Origin of the sequence: Rhodovibrio salinarum DSM 9154, assembly GCF_000515255.1 — a bacterium.
Classification (GTDB): domain Bacteria; phylum Pseudomonadota; class Alphaproteobacteria; order Kiloniellales; family Rhodovibrionaceae; genus Rhodovibrio; species Rhodovibrio salinarum.
Genome location: NZ_KI911559.1, coordinates 2,376,942 through 2,397,047, shown reverse-complemented (window position 1 = coordinate 2,397,047; position 20,106 = coordinate 2,376,942). Strand labels below are relative to the sequence as shown.

At 63.5% G+C, this 20,106-nt stretch carries 18 protein-coding genes and 1 riboswitch; of the genes, 10 read left to right on the top strand and 8 right to left on the bottom strand.

Annotation, left to right across the window (positions count from 1 at the left end; genetic code table 11):
* Window positions 1–23: 23 nt before the first annotated feature.
* The 4 genes from RHOSA_RS21965 to RHOSA_RS0111050 form a co-directional block, all read right to left on the bottom strand.
* Window positions 24–1,232 (bottom strand): sodium:solute symporter family protein, encoded by a 1,209-nt coding sequence (locus RHOSA_RS21965; protein ID WP_244880631.1) that lies wholly within the window; start codon window positions 1,230–1,232, stop codon window positions 24–26.
* A 12-nt stretch (window positions 1,233–1,244) separates the two neighbouring features.
* Window positions 1,245–1,532 (bottom strand): DUF4212 domain-containing protein, encoded by a 288-nt coding sequence (locus RHOSA_RS0111060; RefSeq protein WP_027288715.1) that lies wholly within the window; start codon window positions 1,530–1,532, stop codon window positions 1,245–1,247.
* Between the two features lie 291 nt (window positions 1,533–1,823).
* Window positions 1,824–3,143, bottom strand: coding sequence for a short-chain fatty acid transporter (locus tag RHOSA_RS0111055; protein WP_027288714.1), 1,320 nt, complete (start codon window positions 3,141–3,143; stop codon window positions 1,824–1,826).
* Window positions 3,144–3,398: 255 nt separating this feature from the next.
* The gene (locus tag RHOSA_RS0111050; protein WP_051432057.1) at window positions 3,399–4,295 is read right to left on the bottom strand and encodes a MurR/RpiR family transcriptional regulator; all 897 of its coding nucleotides are present in this window, start codon (window positions 4,293–4,295) and stop codon (window positions 3,399–3,401) included.
* Between the two features lie 134 nt (window positions 4,296–4,429).
* Here RHOSA_RS0111050 and puuE point away from each other — a divergent pair, with 134 nt between their 5' ends.
* From puuE to RHOSA_RS0111020, 6 genes are all read left to right on the top strand, one after another.
* Window positions 4,430–5,389 carry an allantoinase PuuE gene (gene puuE / locus RHOSA_RS0111045; protein ID WP_051432056.1) on the top strand — a complete coding sequence of 320 codons (960 nt, stop codon included), beginning with the start codon at window positions 4,430–4,432 and terminating at the stop codon, window positions 5,387–5,389.
* Window positions 5,386–5,880 carry an ureidoglycolate lyase gene (locus tag RHOSA_RS0111040; protein ID WP_027288711.1) on the top strand — a complete coding sequence of 165 codons (495 nt, stop codon included), beginning with the start codon at window positions 5,386–5,388 and terminating at the stop codon, window positions 5,878–5,880. The genes puuE and RHOSA_RS0111040 overlap by 4 nt, the downstream gene beginning before the upstream one ends.
* A gap of 94 nt (window positions 5,881–5,974) precedes the next feature.
* Entirely contained in the window at window positions 5,975–7,324 is a 1,350-nt protein-coding gene (locus RHOSA_RS0111035) for an NCS1 family transporter (protein ID WP_027288710.1), read from the top strand.
* Between the two features lie 101 nt (window positions 7,325–7,425).
* Window positions 7,426–8,166 (top strand): aspartate/glutamate racemase family protein, encoded by a 741-nt coding sequence (locus RHOSA_RS0111030; protein WP_027288709.1) that lies wholly within the window; start codon window positions 7,426–7,428, stop codon window positions 8,164–8,166.
* Window positions 8,167–8,528: 362 nt separating this feature from the next.
* A complete protein-coding gene (locus RHOSA_RS0111025) occupies window positions 8,529–9,911 on the top strand; it encodes an NCS1 family nucleobase:cation symporter-1 (RefSeq protein ID WP_242468828.1) in 1,383 nt (460 codons plus the stop codon).
* Window positions 9,912–10,004: 93 nt separating this feature from the next.
* A complete protein-coding gene (locus RHOSA_RS0111020) occupies window positions 10,005–10,835 on the top strand; it encodes a bifunctional allantoicase/(S)-ureidoglycine aminohydrolase (protein WP_027288707.1) in 831 nt (276 codons plus the stop codon).
* Between the two features lie 19 nt (window positions 10,836–10,854).
* Here the strand turns inward: RHOSA_RS0111020 and RHOSA_RS0111015 are convergent, their stop codons facing one another.
* Window positions 10,855–11,889, bottom strand: coding sequence for a PQQ-dependent sugar dehydrogenase (locus RHOSA_RS0111015; protein WP_200372040.1), 1,035 nt, complete (start codon window positions 11,887–11,889; stop codon window positions 10,855–10,857).
* A 521-nt stretch (window positions 11,890–12,410) separates the two neighbouring features.
* Between RHOSA_RS0111015 and RHOSA_RS0111010 the strand changes: the two genes are divergently transcribed.
* From RHOSA_RS0111010 to RHOSA_RS0111000, 3 genes are read left to right on the top strand one after another with little or no spacing between them, the layout of a single operon-like run.
* A complete protein-coding gene (locus RHOSA_RS0111010) occupies window positions 12,411–13,469 on the top strand; it encodes a TRAP transporter substrate-binding protein (RefSeq protein ID WP_037256107.1) in 1,059 nt (352 codons plus the stop codon).
* 18 nt (window positions 13,470–13,487) lie between these two features.
* Window positions 13,488–13,997 (top strand): TRAP transporter small permease, encoded by a 510-nt coding sequence (locus RHOSA_RS21960; RefSeq protein WP_051432055.1) that lies wholly within the window; start codon window positions 13,488–13,490, stop codon window positions 13,995–13,997.
* On the top strand, window positions 13,994–15,277 hold the full coding sequence (locus RHOSA_RS0111000) for a TRAP transporter large permease (protein ID WP_027288704.1): 1,284 nt from the start codon (window positions 13,994–13,996) through the stop codon (window positions 15,275–15,277). Before RHOSA_RS21960 ends, RHOSA_RS0111000 begins: the two co-directional genes overlap by 4 nt.
* A 21-nt stretch (window positions 15,278–15,298) precedes the next feature.
* Here the strand turns inward: RHOSA_RS0111000 and RHOSA_RS0110995 are convergent, their stop codons facing one another.
* Both RHOSA_RS0110995 and polX read right to left on the bottom strand, forming a co-directional pair.
* Window positions 15,299–16,090: an Fpg/Nei family DNA glycosylase gene (locus RHOSA_RS0110995; protein ID WP_027288703.1), complete on the bottom strand. Its 792-nt coding sequence runs from the start codon at window positions 16,088–16,090 to the stop codon at window positions 15,299–15,301.
* A 41-nt stretch (window positions 16,091–16,131) separates the two neighbouring features.
* Entirely contained in the window at window positions 16,132–17,850 is a 1,719-nt protein-coding gene (gene polX / locus RHOSA_RS0110990; protein WP_027288702.1) for a DNA polymerase/3'-5' exonuclease PolX, read from the bottom strand.
* Between the two features lie 221 nt (window positions 17,851–18,071).
* Window positions 18,072–18,248: riboswitch (cobalamin riboswitch) on the top strand.
* Between the two features lie 39 nt (window positions 18,249–18,287).
* Between polX and RHOSA_RS0110985 the strand changes: the two genes are divergently transcribed.
* Window positions 18,288–18,869: a HupE/UreJ family protein gene (locus RHOSA_RS0110985; RefSeq protein WP_027288701.1), complete on the top strand. Its 582-nt coding sequence runs from the start codon at window positions 18,288–18,290 to the stop codon at window positions 18,867–18,869.
* Between the two features lie 127 nt (window positions 18,870–18,996).
* Here RHOSA_RS0110985 and RHOSA_RS0110980 read toward each other — a convergent pair whose 3' ends face one another.
* On the bottom strand, window positions 18,997–20,106 hold the full coding sequence (locus RHOSA_RS0110980) for an ABC transporter permease (protein ID WP_027288700.1): 1,110 nt from the start codon (window positions 20,104–20,106) through the stop codon (window positions 18,997–18,999).

Here is a 20,106-nt window from a genome sequence, read left to right as displayed (position 1 = left end):
AGCCGCAAGGCCACCTGCGGCGATCAGACCGATCCCCAGCCAGGCAGATTGGCGATCTCCGGGTTGGCCAGCACCAGGATGTCGCGGTTGAACTTGGTCAGCTCGTTGCCTTCCCAGCCGTTCTGCTCCGCAACCTGCTGCATCTCCGGATTGCTATCGTTGTAGTACTGGATGCGGCCGTCGCCGTTCTTGTCTTCAAAGCCCAGCAGATTGGTCTGCTGCCAGGTCTCCATCCAGGCGTACTCCGGGTCGTTCTCGATCGCATCGATCGTAACCGCCTGGCTGCTCGTGCCGTTCGGCCACATCAGGTCGGTGATGTTCAGCCGCGCCATCGCGCCCACGGCCGGGGCCGTGAGGTAAAGCAGCGCGATGAACACCAGCGCCCAGCCGGCCGACAGACGCGCATCTGACACCTTGGGCACGGTGAAGAAGCGGATAATCACGTGCGGCAGGCCTGCCGTACCGATCATCAGCGACAAGGTGAACAGCACCATATTCAGTGTGTTGCCGCCGTGGCCGGTGTACTCGCTGAAGCCGAGGTCGGTGAGCACCTGATCCAGGCGCTCCAGCAGCGGCTGGCCGCTGGCCGTGTGCTCGCTGAACAGACCAAGCGGCGGAATCGGATTGCCGGTCAGCTGCAGCGAAATGAACACGGCGGGAATCGTGAACGCCAGGATGAGGACGCAGTACTGCGCCACCTGGGTGTAGGTAATGCCTTTCATGCCGCCGAGCACGGCGTAGAAGAACACGACCGCCGCACCAATCAGCAGGCCGGTGGTGTTGGAAACCTCCAGGAAGCGCGAGAAGGCGACGCCCACGCCCGTCATCTGGCCGATCACGTAGGTGATCGACGCGACGATCAGGCAGATCACGCCAACCATCCGTGCGGTCGGGCTATAGAAACGTTCGCCGATGAACTCCGGCACCGTGAACTTGCCGAACTTGCGCAAGTATGGCGCCAACAGCATCGCCAGCAGCACGTAGCCGCCGGTCCAGCCCATCAGGAAGGAACTGTTGTCGTAGCCGACAAAGGCGATCAAACCGGCCATCGAGATGAACGAAGCGGCCGACATCCAGTCGGCGGCCGTGGCCGCCCCGTTGACGACCGGATGGACGCCGCGGGAGGCGGCATAGAATTCCGCCGTCGAGCCAGCGCGCGCCCAAATTGCAATGCCGATGTAAAGAGCGAAACTCGCCCCTACGAACAGCAGATTGATAACATATTGATCCATGGATGCCCCGCCCTACTGCTCGTCGAGATCGTATTTGCGGTCGAGCTTGTTCATCAAACGCGCGTAATTAAAAATCAACGCGATGAAGACAAGAATACTGCCTTGCTGAGCAAACCAGAAACCGAGATCGGTCCCGCCAATCTCGATACCTGACAGCAGAGGCCGGAGCAGAATCCCAAAACCGAAGGAAACCAGAGCCCAGACGATCAGGCTCCCGATGATAACCCGGATATTCGCAGCCCAATACTTCCGTTTGGCCTCCTCGACCGCTTCGGAATTGGGCCCATTACGCGACGACATAGGCACCTCCCCTGCGTGTGCGCGTATCTCAATAGCTGCAAGACCGTGGTTCGGCGTAACACCGCCACGGCATTTCTTCTTCTTGACGGTTAATTCAATTCAAGACGTGTCCAGCGCCGCGTGAACGATAAACAACGCAGCGGCGGTTAGCAAACCGGACTCGAAGCGCTTTGGCGGCAAATATGGCTAGCCCTGCAGCGCTGACAGGAAAGGCAGGGTTTGAATGTAGCGGACCACACGGTGACGCCCGGCGCAGCCGGCGCCGTGACGCCACCGTGTGTCGCCCCCATCCTACGGGAAGAACATGAGCCCGGCGCCCATGATCACCCCGGACACCAGCAGGACGACCAGGCAATAGCCCATGATGTCCTTGGCGTTCAGCCCGGCGATCGCCAGCGCCGGGAGTGCCCAGAAGGGCTGGATCATGTTGGTCCAGGCATCCCCCCAGGCGACCGCCATGGCGGTCCGCGGCACGCTCACCCCAAGGCGTTCCGCGGCATCCAGCATCACCGGTGCCTGTACGGCCCACTGACCACCGCCGGAGGGTACGAACATGTTGACGATTCCCGCACTCAGGAAGGTGAACAGCGGGAAGGTCACCTCGTTGGACGCGGCGACGAACAGGTTGGACAGACTTTCAGCAAGCCCACTGTCGATCATCATCGCCATGATACCGGCGTAGAAGGGGAACTGGATGACGATCCCGCCGGCGCCCTTCACCGCCTCTTGCACAGCGTTCAGGAAACTGCTCGGGCGGCCGTGCAGCATGATGCCGAGGAACAGGAAGGCGAAGTTGACGATATTGAGGTTGAGCGAACTCGCCCCGGCGACGAAGTAGTAGACCAGGAACGCCAGCCCCAACAAACCGACCGCCTGTGCCAGGATCACGCTGTTTTCCAGCCGATCCGCCGGTCGGTCGATGGTCACCGGAGCTTGCGCTTCCTCCTGTGCGAGCTTCTGCGGATCGACCGTCACGGCCCGGTCGGCTGGCGGCATCATCATCCGGTTGACCACCGGGATCACGATCAGGATCGAGAGTACCAGCAGCAGGTTGAAGCTGGAGAAGATCGTCTCGGAGGTCGGCACGACACCGATCTGGTCCTGGGCGAAATGGCCTTCCGTAGCGATCACCAGACCGACCGAACTGGCCAGGCCGCCGTGCCACACCAGGAAACCGGTGTAGGCGCTGGCGATCAGCAGGCGATAATCGACACGGGGCACCACCTGCGCCAGCTGGCGGGCGAACAAGGCGCCGATCACCAGTCCAAAGCCCCAGTTGATCCAAGCGGCGATCATCGAAACCACCGTGACCAACACGATCGCCTGCCCTGGGGTGGAGGCCAGCCGCGCGAGCGTCTGCAGCAGGCGCTTGAACGGTGGGCTGGAGGCCAGGACATAGCCCGTGACCAGCACCAGCACCATCTGCATGCCAAAGGTCAGCAGGTTCCAGAAGCCGTTGCCCCAATACTGGACCATCTCCAGAGGCGATTGCTGCTCGATCCCCATGCCGGCGGCGAACACCACCAGGGTCAGGAGCAGAACGAAGATATAAGGATCCGGCAGGTAACGCTCGACCATGTAGACGGATCCCCGGGTGAGGGTCCGGAGCATGTTTATCTCCCCATCAAAAGCCGCCCTGTCCTGCGACGACGCAGAGGTCGCCTCAAGCAGCACGCCGGCAGCGTACCGGTTCAAGCGGACGGCACATTGGAATATCGGCCGCGCGCGGACGCGCCCGGGTGCGCCCCGCGACCAGTGACGTTCACCGCGTGCTTACCCGGGGCGCCCCCTCACATGCAAGAGAGCCACATACGCACGTATGCGGCTCAATCAGCGGACCAACGTCAAAAGGCGCGCGCCATTTGCTCAATCGAAGGCGTGGAGACGGTCGTGCAGGCGCTCGATCGCTTCCAGATGCTCGTGACCGGCACGGCCGATCTTGCGGTAGGCGTTGATTGCCAGAAAGCGCAGCAGGCTCATCGGCGTGGCGTAGCTATCGAACAAGTAAGAGCTTTCCACCTGGCAGACGAGCGTCCAGGTGGCCCGGGCACTCTCCGCCCGCGCGGTCGGATCGGTAAGGTAGAGGATCTCCGCCCCCTGATCCGCGCACGCCTCGATCACCCGGCGAAAGCCGACCACGCGCCGGCGCACCCCAACCAGGACCACCGTATCCTGCGGGCCAACGTTGGCCAGTTGTTCGGCCAGCGTCTCACCCGTGCGTGGCAGCAGGTGCACGTCAGGACGGAACTGGATGAACTGCCAACGCGCATAGCCCGCGATAAAATGGCTGTTGCGGAAGCCAATCACCCAGACCCGACGCGCCCGGGCAATGCTGGCCGCCGCCGCGTCGAGGTCGCGGGGATCGAGTTGGCTAAAACTTTCCTGCAGGATGCGCAGTTCGTCATCCAGATAGGCCGTCAATTCCGTCGAGGGGTCAGGCGCAACCGCGGTTCGGCGGTCGAGATAGAGCGGCGAGCCCCAGTCCTGCCGGGCCCGGGCAAGCTGACGCGCTTCGCTAAAATTCTTGAACCCCAGGCGTTTGAAAAAGCGCGTTGCCGCCGCCTTCGAGGTGCCCGCGAGTTCGGCGAGCTCGGTCGCCGAATAGCCGGCTATCTCGCCAGGCGCAGCCAGAATCAGATCCGCCAGCTTCCGCTCCGAACCCGGCAAGTCCTCATACGCTGCGCGCACGAGGGATTCCAGCGAGGCCGATGCCGGCTCGCCTGGTGAAGAGCTGTCCGAACTGCGTTGGTGGGTCTGCGCCATGGGCAGAAGAGTGCGACCGCCATCCCTGTGCGTCAACTCAGAGTGATATAAATTTTTCAAAACTTCTTGATCCATGAAATTTGCTGTTTCAGTATATTGCGCTGCATTAACCGTGACATGAGAGGCGATCGACCATGGCCGACCGGCATTCCGTCTCCATCGGGCCGACTGGTGCCGATTATCCACGCGACCTCGTGGGGTATGCGGGATCACCGCCGGACCCGAAATGGCCGGGGGGCGCGCGGATCGCAGTTCAGCTCGTGATCAATTACGAGGAAGGCGGCGAGCGCTGCCTGCTGCACGGCGACGGTGAGTCCGAGGCCTTCCTGTCGGAGATGGTCGGCGCCGAGCCATGGCCCGGCCAGCGGCACATGAGCATGGAATCACTGTACGAATACGGCAGCCGCGCGGGCTTCTGGCGGCTGCACCGGCTGTGCACCGAGCGCAACCTACCGGTCACCGTATTCGGCGTGGCGGCCGCGATGCAGCGCAACCCCGATGCTGTCGCGGCGATGCAGGCCGCGGATTGGGAGATCGCCTCGCACGGTCTGAAGTGGATCGACTACCGCGACTTCGATCGGGAGAGCGAACGCGCCCATCTGCACGAGGCCCTGCGCATCCACGAGCAGGTTACAGGCGCGCGGCCGAAGGGCTGGTACACCGGCCGGACGTCGGAGCATACCGTGCCGCTGGTGATGGAAGAGGCCGGCGTGCGCTACAGCGCCGACTGCTATAGCGACGACCTGCCCTACTGGGTCGCCGGGCCGGACGGGCCGTTCCTGATGGTGCCTTACACGCTCGACGTCAACGACATGCGCTTCGCAAGCCCGCAAGGCTTCAACAGCGGCGACCAGTTTTACGCCTACCTGCGCGACACCTTCGATCAGCTCTACGCCGAAGGGGTGGCCGGTTCGCCCAAGATGATGTCGGTCGGCCTGCATTGCCGGCTGGCCGGACGACCAGGACGGGCGGCGGCGCTGGCACGCTTCCTGGATTATGTCGCCGGACACGAAGCAGTTTGGTTCGCCCGACGCATCGACATCGCCGAACATTGGCACGCCTACCACAAGCCCGCCGACGGGCCCGCGGCATGATCACGCTGCGCCCGGAACCGCTGACCGCAGAAGGCTTCGCGCCGTTCGGGACGGTAATACAGCGTGATGGTGCGGAGAACTACCTGATCAACGACGGCACCACACGCCGGTTCAACGCTCTGAGCCATGTCGATCCGGGGCCGGAGGGCGAGGTGATCGTATCGATCTTCCACGGCGCACGCCGGCCTTCTCCGATCGCCATCCGCATGCTGGAGCGCCACCCGCTGGGCGATCAGGCCTTCTTTCCGCTGGGCGGCGGCGACTGGCTCGTGGTCGTCGCACCAGGCGAACAGCCGACACCAGCAAACTGCCGCTGCTTTCGCGCGGGACCGGACCAGGGCGTTCGCTATGCCCGCGGCGTCTGGCACCACCCGCTGCTCGTACTCGACGCGACCCAGGACTTCCTCGTGCTCGACCGGCATGGACCGGGCACGAACCTCGAGGAACGCATCTTCGAACCCGACACAGAAACGGTGATCGAAGGTATCTGACCACGCATCCGCGTGGTTCCACGCCGATGGCCGTCAGGTATGAGTCGTTGGCTGGCTTGGCGGCCAAGTCCGCGCAAGGGAGGCGCACAAGGAGATGTCCACAAGCACAGAGACCGCCGCAGCGGCACGAGACGGCACCAAAGCTCCAGGAGATGAGTCCCTGGAGCCACAGCAGATCCGCATTATGGGGCGGGCGTCCTACTTCTTTGCCTGGTTAGGTGGCTGCGTATCCATCGGCACCTTTGCCATGGGGGCAAGCGTGGTCGAGACGCTCAACCTCATTCAGGCAACCATCGCCATCGCCATTGGATGCTTCGTCATCGGCCTAGCGCTCACGATCAACGGACAGGCCGGCTACAAGTACGGCATTCCCTTCATGGTGCAAGCACGCACCGCCTTTGGTTTCACCGGGACACGGTTGCCGGGCGTGGTCCGAGCCGTGCCTGCCGTCATCTGGTACGGGTTCCAAAGCTGGATCGGCGCCGGCGCATTGAACATGGTGTCGGCCACCTTGTTTGGCTTCGACAACCTAGTCCTATACTTCATTTGCTTTCAATTTCTCCAGATCGCGCTGTCCGCATTCGGCTTTCAGGGCATCAAGTGGCTGGAGAATATTGGAAGCGCCTTCATTCTCGCGTCCCTGTTTTACATCTTCTACAGCACCATCAGCATGTACGGTGACGAGGTCTCCGCAAACCTTCTGACGAAGGAAGGCTCCTGGGGACTGCCGTTCTGGGGTGCGACGATGCTCTTCATGGGTATCTACGCGACAATGATGCTGAACGTCAGCGACTACAGCCGCGAACACACGCCTGGAACCGGCCCCGGCCTGTTCACCATCATCTATTCCATGTCCATCCTGCCGGCCACCATTCTCATGGGGCTGATCGGGTTCATGGTGTCCGAAGCCACCGGCGTGGCTGATCCGATCCAGGTGTTCGCCAACGCAACGAACAACACGCCGTTGCTGATGACCACGCTGCTTTTCATCGCGGCGGCGCAGGTCACCACCAACGTCCTCAACAACGTCGTACCGCCAACGTATGCGCTGATGGACATGTTCAAAATGTCCTTCCGCCCTGCGACCGTTCTGGTCGGCTTCCTGGCGTTCGCCACCTTCCCCTGGGTGTTGGTCCAAGAGGGGTCCGCAGTGGGCCTGCAGATCTTTGTGCAGACCTACTCGGCGTTCCTTGGTCCCATCTTCGCGATCTTGGTGGTGGACTACTATGTTCTGCGTCGACGTACCCTGGACATGGACAAGATCTACGATGCGAACGGTCCGTATCGGGGAATAAACTATGCCGCATTCGTGGCCACCGCGATCGGGGCTGCCTTTGCCCTGCTCTTCTCCGACATTTCCTGGTACGCCAGTCTGATCCCGGCCGGACTGAGCTACTACCTGCTCATGCGCCACTGGCCGGCATGCCAGCGGTTTCTTGAGTAGTTAATCGCCGCAGTTGCCGGGCTAGGTGCCACGGTGCCTGGCCCGGCCCCCTGCCCCGCCTATCGCCCCCTTATTCTCAGTTCGCTCGGAGCCAAACCACCATGCGGATTACCGTCATCAACCCGAATACCAGCGTAGAGATGACCCGGATCATTGGAGATGCGGCGACCCGCGCAGCCTCCCCGAACGCCACGATCAACGCCGTCAACCCGGACTCAGGCCCCCCAGCGATCGAGAATCACTATGACGAGGCCGTTGCCACGGTCCCGATGCTGGAGATGGTCCGCGATGGTGAAGCCAACGGGGTCAACGGTTTCGTCATCGCCTGCTTCGGCGACCCAGGCCTGAATGCGGCGCGAGAGGTGGCAACCGGCCCGGTTATCGGGATCGCCGAAGCTGCCATGCACGCCGCCTCGATGCTGGCGACCGGGTTTTCGGTGGTGACCTCTTTGGAGCGCACGTGCGTAATCGCCGAACACTTAGTCCAGCGCTATGGCATGCGCGAGCACTGCCGCAGCATCTATGCCTGCGAAATCCCCGTGCTCGGGCTGCTGGATGATCACGGGGCGGCCTGGGAACGGATCGTCGAGAAATGCCGCCAGGCACGCGATACCGACGGCGCCGGCGCCATCGTGCTCGGGTGCGCTGGCATGGCCGACCTCACCCAAGAACTCACCAACGAACTGGGTATCCCTGTGATTGACGGTGTTTCGGTGGCGGTACGCTTCGTTGAAGCGTTGGCCGGCGCCGGACTTGCGACCAGCAAACACGGGGATCTCGCCTACCCCATTCCCAAAAACTACACCGGTGAGTTCGCACGCCTGTCTCCTGGGAAACGCTAGGCCGCAGGCGGCATGTCATTGGCCCTAAAGGCCATCCACCATCCCCGGTCTAAGGCATCGTCGTGCTGAACGATCACCTCATTAAGCGGGGCACACTGCCACCTGTTCAATGTAGCTGCGCTGCAAAAGCAGCGACCAGTTCCAGACCAAAGGGGCACGCCTCGAAGAACGCGCCTTCGAACCCGGCACAGAAACGACGATCGAAGGTACCTAGGCGGGCTGCACGGGGAGGCAGCCAATCGACCGTCACAAAATGACGGCTCACCTGCGCAAGGGAGGCGCACACGGAGATGACAAATCAAGACCTTGAGGTCCGAAACCCGGACCCATCGCTATATAACCAAGACTTGGCTCCCGTGAAAATGTCGAACCGCTCCTGGGGGTGGTTCGAGATCTTCAACGTCTGGGCCAACGATATTCAGAGCCTGTTCGGCTACACGCTGGCTGCGTCGCTGTTCCTCACCTACGGGCTGAATGGCTGGCTGGTGTTCGCAGCAATCATCCTGTCGGGCTTCATCGTGATGGTGCTGGTCAACCTATCGGGCCAGCCCAGCGTGCGTTACGGCATCCCCTACCCTGTCTTCGCGCGTACCAGCATGGGTGTGCGCGGGGCGAACTTCCCGGCGATGGTCCGCGGTATCGTCGCGATCTTTTGGTACGGGGCACAAACCTATTTCGCCTCGACCGCGGTTGACCTGCTGATCACCGGGGTCACGGGGATCGAAGGCGGCGCCAGCTTCCTCGGCATGACGCTGATTGGCTGGATATCCTTCGCGCTTGTCTGGCTGTTCCAGCTCTACCTGTTCTGGAACGGCATCGAATGGATCCGCCGTTTCCTGAACTGGGCCGGCCCCTTCGTCTATCTGGTGATGATCATTCTGGCGATTGTGATCGTGCTGCGCGCCGGCAGCGGCCTGTTCACCGAACTCGGCGACATCTTCGCCGCACAACAGGAGCCAGAAGGCGGAACGCTGGGCGCATTCCTGGCCGTGACCGGCACGATGGTCGCCTACTTCGCCGCGGTAGTGATCAACTTCGGCGACTTCTCCCGCTTTGTGCGTAGCGAACGCGAGATGAAGATCGGCAACCTGCTGGGCTTGCCGGTCAACATGGTGATCTTCTCGTTCCTGGCCCTGGTGATCACGGCCGGCACGGTCGCCCTGTTTGGCGAGCACCTGACCAACCCGACCGATATCGTGGAACGGGTGGACAATCTGGCCCTGACCATCGTGGCCGCCGTGATCTTCTTCACCGCCACGGTCGGCATCAACCTCGTGGCCAACTTCATCCCGCCAGCCTTCGACCTGGCAAATCTGTGGCCGGAGAAGATCAACTTCCGCATCGGCGGCCTGATCACCGCCATCGCTGCCTTCTTCATCGGCGGGCTATGGGTGTCGCTGATCAGTCAGATGGGCATCACCGGCTTCGTCAACACGCTGGGCGCGATCCTGGCCCCGGTGTACGGCATCATGGTGCTGGACTATTACCTGATTAAGCGCGGCAAGCTCGATATCCAGGAACTCTTCTCGGCCAGCGAGAACGGCACCTACTGGTATGTCGACGGCTGGAACACCCGGGCGCTGATCGCGTGGTTGCCGGCCGCGGCCTTCTCGATCGCCTCGGTCTGGGTGCCGGCGCTGGATGCGCTGTCCGGTTACGCCTGGGTGATCGGCGCGCTGCTGGGCGCCGGCTTCTATTACGTGACGATGCGCAAAATGAAGCACGCCATCGGCGAAAGCGCCTAAACCGCCTGGAACCGGCGTGTCTGGGACGCTTTGGCCCGGATGCGCCGGTTCCGCCTCTAACCTCAAATCCGGAAGGACCAAGGGACCTCGGTTATGACCGCTCCAACCTACTACGCCCCGCACGGTGGCCTGCCATCCCAACACGAACGGCTGCACGACCGAGCGATCTTCACCGATGCCTTTGCCGTGATTCCCCGGGGCGTGCTGCGCGATATCGTCACCAGCCGCTTGCCCTTCTGGAACCACACGCGCGCCTGGATCCTGGCACGGCCCTTGTCCGGCTTTGCCGAAACATTCGCGCAATACCTCATGGAGGTCAGCCCCGGCGGCGGGAGCGAGACTCCAGAGCCCGACGCCGGCGCCGAGGGCGCGCTGTTCGTGCTGGAAGGCACACTCGACCTGACGATCGGCCAGCAGCGCCACAGTCTGAGCCCCGGGGGATTTGCCTACCTTCCCCCCGATAGCGGCTGGCACGTGCACAATTCAAGTCCAGCGCCGGTGCGGTTCCACTGGATCCGCAAGGCCTACGATTTCGTCGACGGCCTGGATGTCCCGGACCCGGTAATCGCCAACGAACAGGACATCGCCCCAACCCCCATGCCGGAAACCGACGGCGTCTGGGCAACCACCCGCTTCATCGATCCCGATGACCTGCGCCACGACATGCATCTCACCGTCGTGACCTTGCAGCCGGGCGGCGTGATCCCGTTCATGGAAACCCATGTGATGGAACACGGCCTTTACGTCCTGCAGGGCAAGGGTGTCTACCGCCTTAACGACCAGTGGGTGGAGGTCGAAGCCGGCGATTTCATGTGGCTACGCGCCTTCTGCCCGCAGGCCTGCTACGCCGGTGGACCGGAACCGTTCCGTTACCTGCTGTACAAGGACGTGAACCGACACCCGAGCCTGCGAATGGGGCGTTAGGGCAAGAGCGCCTCAGGGCTCAACGACCCACTGGTTCCAGCCGATACAGCTTGGCCTCCGGCATATCGGTCAGGAGGTAGACGCGCCCACGCGGCCCTTGGACGACGTCGCGGATACGTTCGTCGAGGCCGTCCAGCAGGCGTTCCTCGGCGCGGACATGCGCCCCTTCCATCTGCAGACGGATCAAGGTCCGCCCCGCCAGCGCGCCCACCAGCAGATCGCCGCGCCACTTCGGAAAGGCATCGCCGGTGTAGAAGCTCAGGCCGGAGGGCGCGATCGACGGCGTCCAGGTGTGGATCGGCGGCGTCATGCCAGGCGCGTGCTTCCCCACCCCGATCGGACTGCCGTCCCGGTCGACGCCATGCGTGACGGTCGGCCAGCCATAGTTGTGCCCCGGCTTCACGAGGTTGAGTTCGTCCCCACCGGTGGGCCCGTGTTCGACGATCCAAAGGTCGCCGGTGCGCGGATGGATGGCGGCCCCCTGTGGGTTGCGATGGCCATAGCTCCAAAGAGCCGGCACCCGGCCGACCTGGTCGACGAAGGGGTTATCGGCTGGTATCTGGCCGTCTGGACGTACCCGCACCACGCTCCCCAGGGTGTTGGACAGGTCCTGCACCCGGCCACGCTCGCCCCGATCGCCCAGCGTCGCGAAGATGTTGCCTTGCGGCCCGAACACGATGCGCGCGCCGAAGTGACGGTTACCCGGCAGCTTGGGCCGCTGGCGAAAGATCACCTCCACGTCGCGCAGGCGACGCGCCTGCAGGTCCAGACGGGCTCGCGCCACAGCGGTCCCGACGAAGCTTTCTCCCGGCTCGCTGAAGGTGAAATAGATCCGCTGCGTCTGCGCGAAATCCGGGGCCACGGCAACGTCGAGCAGCCCGCCCTGGTTGAACACGTACAGATCCGGCAAGCCGCCGATCGGCGCCCCCAACGTGCCGTCCGGCTGAACGAGGCGTAGGCGGCCGACCTGCTCGCTGACCAGCATGCGCCCGTCCGGCAGGAAGCACAGACTCCAAGGCGCGTTGAGCCCGTCGGCGACCGTAACTAGCCGCACGTCGTGTTGCTGCGTTTTGTAGATCGTGGTGTCCGCCCCCGCTGAAGCTAGGTGCGGGCTCGCGCCCAAACTACCGACGAGGCCGCACGCGCATGCCAGCCGGACCAACCCACGACACCAACCTGAGATCATCACGCCTCCTCGCCCGCCCGGCGATAGTGCGAATGCAGTGCAGTTGCGTCAACTGCCGCAGCGTAACCGTGATGCGTGTCTATCAGGCATTCAGATCGGTGCAGGTCGTCATCCGCCAAAACCGGGGGGTCGTGTTACGCGTGGATCAAAATCACCGATCTATTTAAACCCCTATCCCCATGCGAGGTTACTGCAGACTGCCAGTCTTTTCCGACACAACCGACACTCGAATGGTCCGAGTCCCAGCCCAAACCAAAGTGTTGGTAACACCCACTCTGTTCACGACTGACGACCATGCATTTCTTTATCGAAACAAACACAAGAAGAGTTGACACCCTCATCGGCTTTCGGCTCGTTTCAAGCCCTGACACCAACCAGGGAGGCTTCGAATGACAAGGGTGCTGAAACGCCGGCATGTCGTGGCCGGGCTCACGGCCGCGCTCGTGGCGATCGGAGCGATCGGCGGCAACGCCGCGGCGGCGCAGGACACGATGACGATCAAGATGTCCTATAACGGCCCGCCCGAAACAACCAAGAACGCGGTGCACCGCTTCGCGAGCAATTTCAAGGAACTCGTCAAGCTGCGCACCGGGGGCGCGATCGAGGTCGAGCTATACCCTAACAGCCAGCTCGGCAAGGAATCCGCCCGTATGGAGCAGGTGATGAGCGGGCCCGTGATCAACGTCGCCTCGCTCGCCGGCATGCAATCCGTCTTCCCGGAAATCTTCGCCGGCAACGCCCCGTTCATGTTCAAGTCGTTCGAAGCGGCGCACCACTTTTACGAGGACAGCGCCTACTGGGAGCAGGCAACGGAAGCCTTCCGCGAGCGCACCGGTGCCGAGCTGCTGGAAGCCGTGGAGGAAGGCGGGTTCCTCGCGTTCACCAACTCCGAGCGTCCGATCCATTCCCCGGAGGACTTCGAAGGCCTGAAGTTCCGCGCCATGGATCAGAGCCAGGTGGCGCTCTACCAGGCATTCGGCGCGTCCGGTGCGCCCATTCCCTGGACCGAGGTCTACACGGCGCTTAAGACCGGCGTCGCCGACGGGCAGATGAACCCGCCAATGTACATCATCATCGGCAGCCTGCAGGAAGTGCAGAAGTACCTGACGATGGCCAATATCCAGTACTCGATGCAGTTCCTGCTGGTGAACGGGGCCTGGATGGACCAGTTGCCGGACGCGCAGCGGGAGGCGATCCGCACGGCCGCGCACGAGGCCAACGTCATCAACCGCATCTGGGTCGAGGCAAAGGTCCAGGAGCGCGTCGACTTCCTCAAGGAAAACGGGATGGAGGTCTACCACCCGAACGAGGAGGAGATGCAGGCGTTCCGGGAGCAGGGCCAGCCGGCCTACAACAAGTGGCTGGCGGAGAAGATCGATCAGAAGTGGATCGACCTCGCCAAGGAAAGCGCGACCAAAGCCAACGAGATGGCTTCCGACGGTTCCTGAGCGCATCACTAGCTCCGCATGACTCACTCCCTCCAACGCAAGGCAGCCGTCTGGGCGCGTGGCGTCGAACACGTCAGCGCCTGGGCGGCCGGCCTTTGCCTCACCCTCAACGTCGGCGTGATCGTGTTCGCCGTTGTCGCGCGCTACGGCTTTGACGTTTCCCCGATCTGGACGGAAGAGCTGGCGCGCTATGCGCTGATCTGGTCCGTCCTGCTGGCCGGCGCCGCGGCGCTCAGGCGCGGCGAACACATGCAGATCCGCATCGTCGTCGACCGGCTGCCGCCCAGAGTCGCCGTCGTCGTGCAGACGTTCCGGCGCCTCGTGGTGCTCGCCATCCTCATCTTCATGACGGTGATGGGCGCCTACTATGCCCAGAAGGTCTCGGCCATGACCACGCTTGCCATGAACGTCTCGCGCAGCGTCCCCACGGCATCGATCCCAGCCGGCATGGGCCTGATGGTGCTGCAGTACCTCTTGATCCTGCTAGCCGGCCCGGCCGGCCGCAACGACACGGAGGTCGTGCCGTGACCTGGGCCATGCTGGGTGTGTTCATCGTGCTGATGGTGGTCGGCGCGCCGTTGTTCGTCTCGCTGCTGGCGGCTGGATTGACCGGGTTTGCGTGGATCGGCGATCCCTCGATGCTGCGGCTGATGATCCAGCAGTATTTCGGCGGGATCGACGTCTTCACGCTGATGGCGATCCCCTTCTTCGTGCTGGCCGGCACGTTGATGAACCATGCTGGCCTAACCGACCGGCTGCTGGTGCTGTGCCGGGCGGTCGTCGGCTTCCTGCGCGGCGGACTGGGGTACGTCAACGTCGTCGCGAGCATCCTGTTCGCGGGCGTCAACGGCTCCGCGGCCGCGGATTCCAGCGCGCTTGGCTCGATCCTGATCCCGGCGATGGAGAAGGACGGCTTTACCCGCTCCTACGCCGCCGGACTGACGGCGGGAAGCTCGCTGATCGGCCCGATCATCCCGCCGTCGATCTTCATGATCCTGTACGGCACGATGACCGGCACCTCGATCGGCGGCCTGTTCGTGGCCGGGATCATCCCGGGACTGGTGCTCGGCATCGCGTTTATCGGGCTCAACTGGCTGCACGCCAAACGCAATGGGTTCCAGCCCACCGGCGAACGCTTCTCTATGGCCGCGCTCGGCCGTGCCGTGGTCTACGCGCTCCCAGCCCTGATCGCGCCGGTGATCATCCTGGGCGGCATCATCTGGGGCGTGGTGACCCCGACCGAGTCCGGTGCGCTCGCCGTGGCCTACGTCGTGATCGCCGGCTTGCTACTGACCCGGCAGCTCACCATACGCGCCCTGGCCGCTTCCGTCGCCGAGACGGCGCGCCTTTCCAGCGCGATCTTCCTGATCATCGGTGCAGCGGCGGTGATCGGCTGGCTGCTGTCATTCAACCAAGTGCCGCAAGCGTTCGCCAGCTTCGTCCTGGAATTCGCGCACAGCCCGCTGCTGGTGTTGGTGATCCTGAGCGCAATCACCTTCGTGATCGGCATGTTCATGGAGGAGATCGCTGCGCTGGTGCTGCTTACCCCGGTGTTCGCGCCGGTCGCGACAGCTGCCGGGATCGATCCCTTTCACTTCGGCATCGTGATGACGCTCAACATCACGATCGCGCTGATCACCCCGCCGATGGGCGCATGCGTCTACATCGTCTCCGCCGTCGGACGGGTGCCGCTGGAAGACCTGTTCCGCACGATCTGGCCGTTCGTGGTGACTGCCCTGGTCGCGCTCGCCGTGATCATCCTGGTGCCTTCGATCACGACCGGCCTGCCAGCGTTGTTCGGTTTTTAGCGGGCAGCCAGCGACAGTCGGCTACCGCGAAGCCTGACACACCGGACAGAGGTAGGCGGTGCGTCCGGCGATCTTCGGCGTCTCCAGCGCGTGGCCGCAGTTGGGACACGTCGGGTGTTCCTGCCCGCGCTGGGGCGTCAGAAAGCTGGCGGGCAGCCGGGCCAGATCGGCGCCGTGCTCGGCGGCGACGGGCAACACCTTGCGGATAGTGGCGTGCAGCGTGCGCAGCACCTCCGGTTTCTGCTCGTGCGCCTTGACGTCCGGGCGCAGGCCAGTCTGGAACAGCACTTCATCCGCCCAAACGTTCCCAAGACCAGCGACCACGCTCTGATCCATCAGCGCGGTCTTGAGCTGGCCCCGCTTGCCGCCGATCCGCCGGGCGAACGTCTCGGCCTCAAGCGCAAGCACGTCCGGACCAAGATCCTGGCTGCGCAGGTAGTGCGCCGGATCGTCGGTCAACTCGACCCAGCCCAGACGGCGCTGGTCGGTGAAGGCCAGCCCGCCGCCGTCACGAAAGAGCAGATGCAGACGGCAGTGCGCCGGCTCGCGCGCGCCATCATCGAGCCGCGTCAGATGGCCGGTCATGCCGAAGTGCACGACCAGGTGCCAACCACAAGAAACCTTCACAAACAGCATCTTACCGTGGCGTGCTACGGCCTCGAACGCATAACCGGTCAGCGCTGCTTCCAGATCCGCCGGGTTGCTGCCGCGCAGGCGCTGCGGATCGTGCAGGGCGACCCGTGCGATTTCACGGTCCAGGGCGTGTGCGCGCAGCTCTATCGCGTTCGCTTCAACGTCCGGCAGTTCGGGCATACCGCGTTCTCTCGCTCCTCTCGGTTTGGATAGCTGGGCGGTTAGCCGCGCAGAAGCTTCCGAAGCCCTTGTAGGTCCCGCGTGTTGATTACGTCGTCAGCCGTCACCCAGCCGCGCCGGGCCTGATCCACACCGAAGCGCATCAGGTCGAGGTGCGTACCGGCGTGCGCATCGGTGGCGATCGACAGTTTCACCCCGGCCTCACGCGCCATCTTGGCGTGCGTATCGTCCAGGTCGAGGCGCGCCGGCTGGGCATTGATCTCCAGCACGTGGCCACCCTGGGAGGCCTGGGCGATCACCTGCTCCATGTCGAGCTGGTAGCCTGCCCGTTCGCCCAGCAACCGGCCGGTGGGATGGCCCAGGATGGTAAAGTTCGGGTTCTCCATCGCCTTGAGCACCCGGGTCGTCTGCTTATCGCCAGACAGGTTCATCCGGCTGTGGATCGAACAGACGGTCAAATCAAGGCGCGCGAGGACCGCGTCCGGCAGATCGAGCGTCCCGTCCTCCAGAATGTCGACCTCGATCCCCTTCAACAGGGTGATACCGTCGAGCGACTCGTTCAGGTCGTCGATCGCGTCGATCTGCCGGGCCAGCCGGTCGGCGTCCAGGCCGCCGGCAACCCGTACCGCCTTGGAATGGTCGGTGATCGCCAGGTAGCTCAAGCCACGCGCTTTCGCCGCCTGGGCCATCTCCTCCAGCGTGCCCGCTCCGTCGGACCAGTCGGTATGGCTGTGGAGGTTGCCGCAGATGTCGTCGAGCGTGACAAGATCGGGCAGTTTGTCAGTCTGCGCCGCCTCGATCTCGCCGCGATCCTCGCGCAGCTCGGGCACGATCTCGGGCAGACCGACGGCCTCGAACACCTCGACCTCGCGCCTGCCGGCAACCCGCGTCTCGCCTTCAAAAACGCCGTATTCGTTGACCTTTAGGCCGCGCTGCTGGCCCAGTTGGCGAACCCTGATATTGTGCGCCTGGCTGCCGGTGAAGTAGTGCAGCGCGGCGCCATAGCTTTCCCGCGCAACCGCCCGCAGATCGACCTGCAGGCCACCCTTAAGCACCACGCTCGCCCGTGTCTGTCCGTGCGAGAGCACGCGCTGGACGTCGTCGTAAGCGACGAAACGGTCCATCACCGGGCCGGCGTCCGAACAGCTCAGCAGGATGTCGAGATCGCCGACCGTCTCCTTCCGGCGCCGGTAACTGCCGGCAATGATCGCCTGGTCGACGCCGTCGATCTGCCGCAGCATTTCGATCAACGGTTCGGCAAGCTCCTCGGCATCCCGGCGCCGGAACCGTTTCTCACCACTTCCACGGGTCGCCAGCTCCTCCAGAATGTTCTGCTCGGTCTTCTTACCAAACCCGGAGAGGTCTTGAATTTCACCGGACTCAGTCGCTTTCTTCAGACCGGCCAGGTCCCGCACGCCAAGCGCTTCGTAGAGCGTCTTGACCCGCTTAGGCCCGAGACCGGCAATACCCATCACATCGATCAGGCTTTCCGGGACGTCCTGAACGATTTCCTGTAAGTCGCTGAGTTCGCCGGTCTCGACGATCTCGCGGGTCTTCTGCGCCAAATCCGCGCCGATCCCGGGTAACTCCGTCAAATCCGTGCCGTCACGCAATAGCTGGACGACGCTGTGCGGCAGATCGCGGAGGGTCCGGGCGCCGTTGCGGTAGGCGCGCACCCGGAAAACGTTGGCGCCTTGAATTTCGAGCAAATCCGCCAGTTCGTCGAACTTCGCCGCGATATCGCGGTTGTGCGTGGGCACCGGACCGCTCCTCTTCATCACCGTGCATCTATCTTACCCGGTGTAGGTTTGGGCCGGCTGGCGCAGGTACAAGAGCTCAGTTGCGTGGCAACAATCAGAACACCACTGCCGCGACCACACTTACCCGCGTGCGTCTTTCGAATAGGCGATATAGCCCGAATCAGAGTTGATCCGCCCGAGCGAAAAATCGGTCGGGATGCTTGCTCGAAGTCATTAACGGTCGGTACCCTCTTCCACGCGGTATTCGCACCCTGCGAACGGGAAACCGGTGCAAGTCCGGTGTGGCCCCCGCCACTGTGTTGGACGAAACCACGCTCATCAGGCCACTGGCATCGTGCTGGGAAGGCGAGCGCGGCAACATCCTCAGCCAGGAGACCGACCGCACTCAAACGACCGACCTCAGACCAACGGCGCGGTGGGCGCCGAAAGGAGACTTTATGAGATTTCTACTCGCTTTTCTCGCAACCGTCCTGACCGCCTCCAGCGCAACTGCGCACACTGGGGCGATGACCACGGGCGGCTTTACAACCGGCTTCCTGCACCCGATCGGTGGATTGGATCACGTTCTTGCAATGGTGACGGTCGGCCTGCTGGCTTTCCACATGGGAGGTCGCGCCACTTGGGCCGTGCCGGCTAGTTTCGTCGGTATGATGGTGGTTGGCGGTGTGCTCGGCGCCGCGGCGATTACGCTGCCGCTCGTCGAGCTCGCGATCGTCCTCTCCGTGGTGGTGCTGGGCGCCATCGTCGCCAGTGGCCGGGCCTTGCCATCCATCCTCGCCATCGCTGTCGTCGGCGTGTTTGCCGTTTTCCACGGGCATGCGCACGGGGCGGAGATGCCCGTGGCCGCTTCCGGGATCACCTATGGGCTTGGTTTCGTTCTCGCGACGGCCCTGCTGCACGGCGCGGGCTTGCTGGCCGGGTATGCTCTGGCCCGGTTCGACTCGGGCGCCAAACTCATGCGCGTGACCGGCGCCGCCGCATCCTGTGCCGGACTGCTTCTGCTCGCCGGCACTGTCTAAGGCCATCTTCAAGAAATGCCCGCGCTGGCCGGTTGCTGGCTGGCGCGGGCCCGTTCTGACAGCACCGTGAAGCCAGCAACCCGACTCTGTCCGGACAGCCAACTGCTGAGGCGTGCTTTAAAGCAGCTTACTGGACGCGCTTGCGAAACAGCCAGACCGCGACCACACCGGTCACCACCGCGATCACCAGCATCGGCCAAAGCTGTTGCAGGACGAGTTCCACCGGCAGATCCCGCAGGAACAGTCCGCGCAAGATCACCAGCATGTAGCGCAGCGGATCGGCGTAGGTCAGCAACTGGACGAACGTCGGCATGTTGTCGATCGGGGTCGCGAACCCGGACAGAATGATGGCCGGCATCAGGAACAGGAACGCGCCCACGATCGCTTGCTGCTGGGTACGCGCATAGGCCGAGATCATCAATCCGACGCTGACCGATGAGATCAGGAACAGGACAAGCGCGAGCGCGAGTAAGGCTAGGTCTCCGCGGAACGGGACCTGGAACCAGTAGATCGCGATCGCTGTGATCGCCGCGCCCTCGAACAGGCCGATCAAAAGCGCGGGGACCATCTTGCCGATCAGCACCTCGACCGGTCGAAGCGGCGTGACCATGAGCTGCTCATAGGTGCCGAGTTCCCGCTCCCGGGCGACGGACAACCCGGCCACGACCATCGTGACCACCAACGTCAGGGTTCCGACTAGCCCAGGCACGATGAACCACTGACTTTTCAGGTTCGGGTTGAACCATGCCCGGCTGACCAGCGTCGCCGGCGGGCCAGCGGCCCCTGCGGTTTCACCCTGGTCACGGACGAACCCCGCAACGATCTCATCCGCGTAACCAAGGACCACGAGCGCGGAATTGGCCCGCCGGCCGTCTAGGATCAGCTGTACCTCGGCCGCCCCACTGCCCTTCAGGTCCGCGGCGAAATCGGGACCGATGTGCAGCACGGCAAGCGCCCTTTTCTCGTCGATCGTCGGGGCGATCTCGTCAACATGGTCCAGACGCGCGACCGGGCGGAAGCCATCGGAGGCGGTGAAACGCGCGACCAGATCCCGGGACTCCGCACTCATATCCTGGTTCAGGATCGCCAGCCGCGCATTGTCGACGTCGAAGGTCGCCGCATAAGCGAAGATCAGCAATTGCACCAGCGGCGGCAAGATCAGGACCGCGCGGCTGCGGCGGTCCCGCCAGATCGCCCGGAATTCCTTCACAACAAGCGCAGCGAGCCGTCCCCACAT

What these genes read in the sequence shown, in the direction of transcription:
- RHOSA_RS21965 (WP_244880631.1), bottom strand. Translation starts at nt 1,232, where the DNA reads ATGGATCAATATGTTATCAATCTGCTGTTCGTAGGGGCGAGTTTCGCT.
- RHOSA_RS0111060 (WP_027288715.1), bottom strand. Translation starts at nt 1,532, where the DNA reads ATGTCGTCGCGTAATGGGCCCAATTCCGAAGCGGTCGAGGAGGCCAAA.
- RHOSA_RS0111055 (WP_027288714.1), bottom strand. Translation starts at nt 3,143, where the DNA reads ATGCTCCGGACCCTCACCCGGGGATCCGTCTACATGGTCGAGCGTTAC.
- RHOSA_RS0111050 (WP_051432057.1), bottom strand. Translation starts at nt 4,295, where the DNA reads ATGGCGCAGACCCACCAACGCAGTTCGGACAGCTCTTCACCAGGCGAG.
- puuE (WP_051432056.1), top strand. Translation starts at nt 4,430, where the DNA reads ATGGCCGACCGGCATTCCGTCTCCATCGGGCCGACTGGTGCCGATTAT.
- RHOSA_RS0111040 (WP_027288711.1), top strand. Translation starts at nt 5,386, where the DNA reads ATGATCACGCTGCGCCCGGAACCGCTGACCGCAGAAGGCTTCGCGCCG.
- RHOSA_RS0111035 (WP_027288710.1), top strand. Translation starts at nt 5,975, where the DNA reads ATGTCCACAAGCACAGAGACCGCCGCAGCGGCACGAGACGGCACCAAA.
- RHOSA_RS0111030 (WP_027288709.1), top strand. Translation starts at nt 7,426, where the DNA reads ATGCGGATTACCGTCATCAACCCGAATACCAGCGTAGAGATGACCCGG.
- RHOSA_RS0111025 (WP_242468828.1), top strand. Translation starts at nt 8,529, where the DNA reads ATGTCGAACCGCTCCTGGGGGTGGTTCGAGATCTTCAACGTCTGGGCC.
- RHOSA_RS0111020 (WP_027288707.1), top strand. Translation starts at nt 10,005, where the DNA reads ATGACCGCTCCAACCTACTACGCCCCGCACGGTGGCCTGCCATCCCAA.
- RHOSA_RS0111010 (WP_037256107.1), top strand. Translation starts at nt 12,411, where the DNA reads ATGACAAGGGTGCTGAAACGCCGGCATGTCGTGGCCGGGCTCACGGCC.
- RHOSA_RS21960 (WP_051432055.1), top strand. Translation starts at nt 13,488, where the DNA reads ATGACTCACTCCCTCCAACGCAAGGCAGCCGTCTGGGCGCGTGGCGTC.
- RHOSA_RS0110995 (WP_027288703.1), bottom strand. Translation starts at nt 16,090, where the DNA reads ATGCCCGAACTGCCGGACGTTGAAGCGAACGCGATAGAGCTGCGCGCA.
- RHOSA_RS0110985 (WP_027288701.1), top strand. Translation starts at nt 18,288, where the DNA reads ATGAGATTTCTACTCGCTTTTCTCGCAACCGTCCTGACCGCCTCCAGC.
- RHOSA_RS0110980 (WP_027288700.1), bottom strand. Translation starts at nt 20,106, where the DNA reads ATGTGGGGACGGCTCGCTGCGCTTGTTGTGAAGGAATTCCGGGCGATC.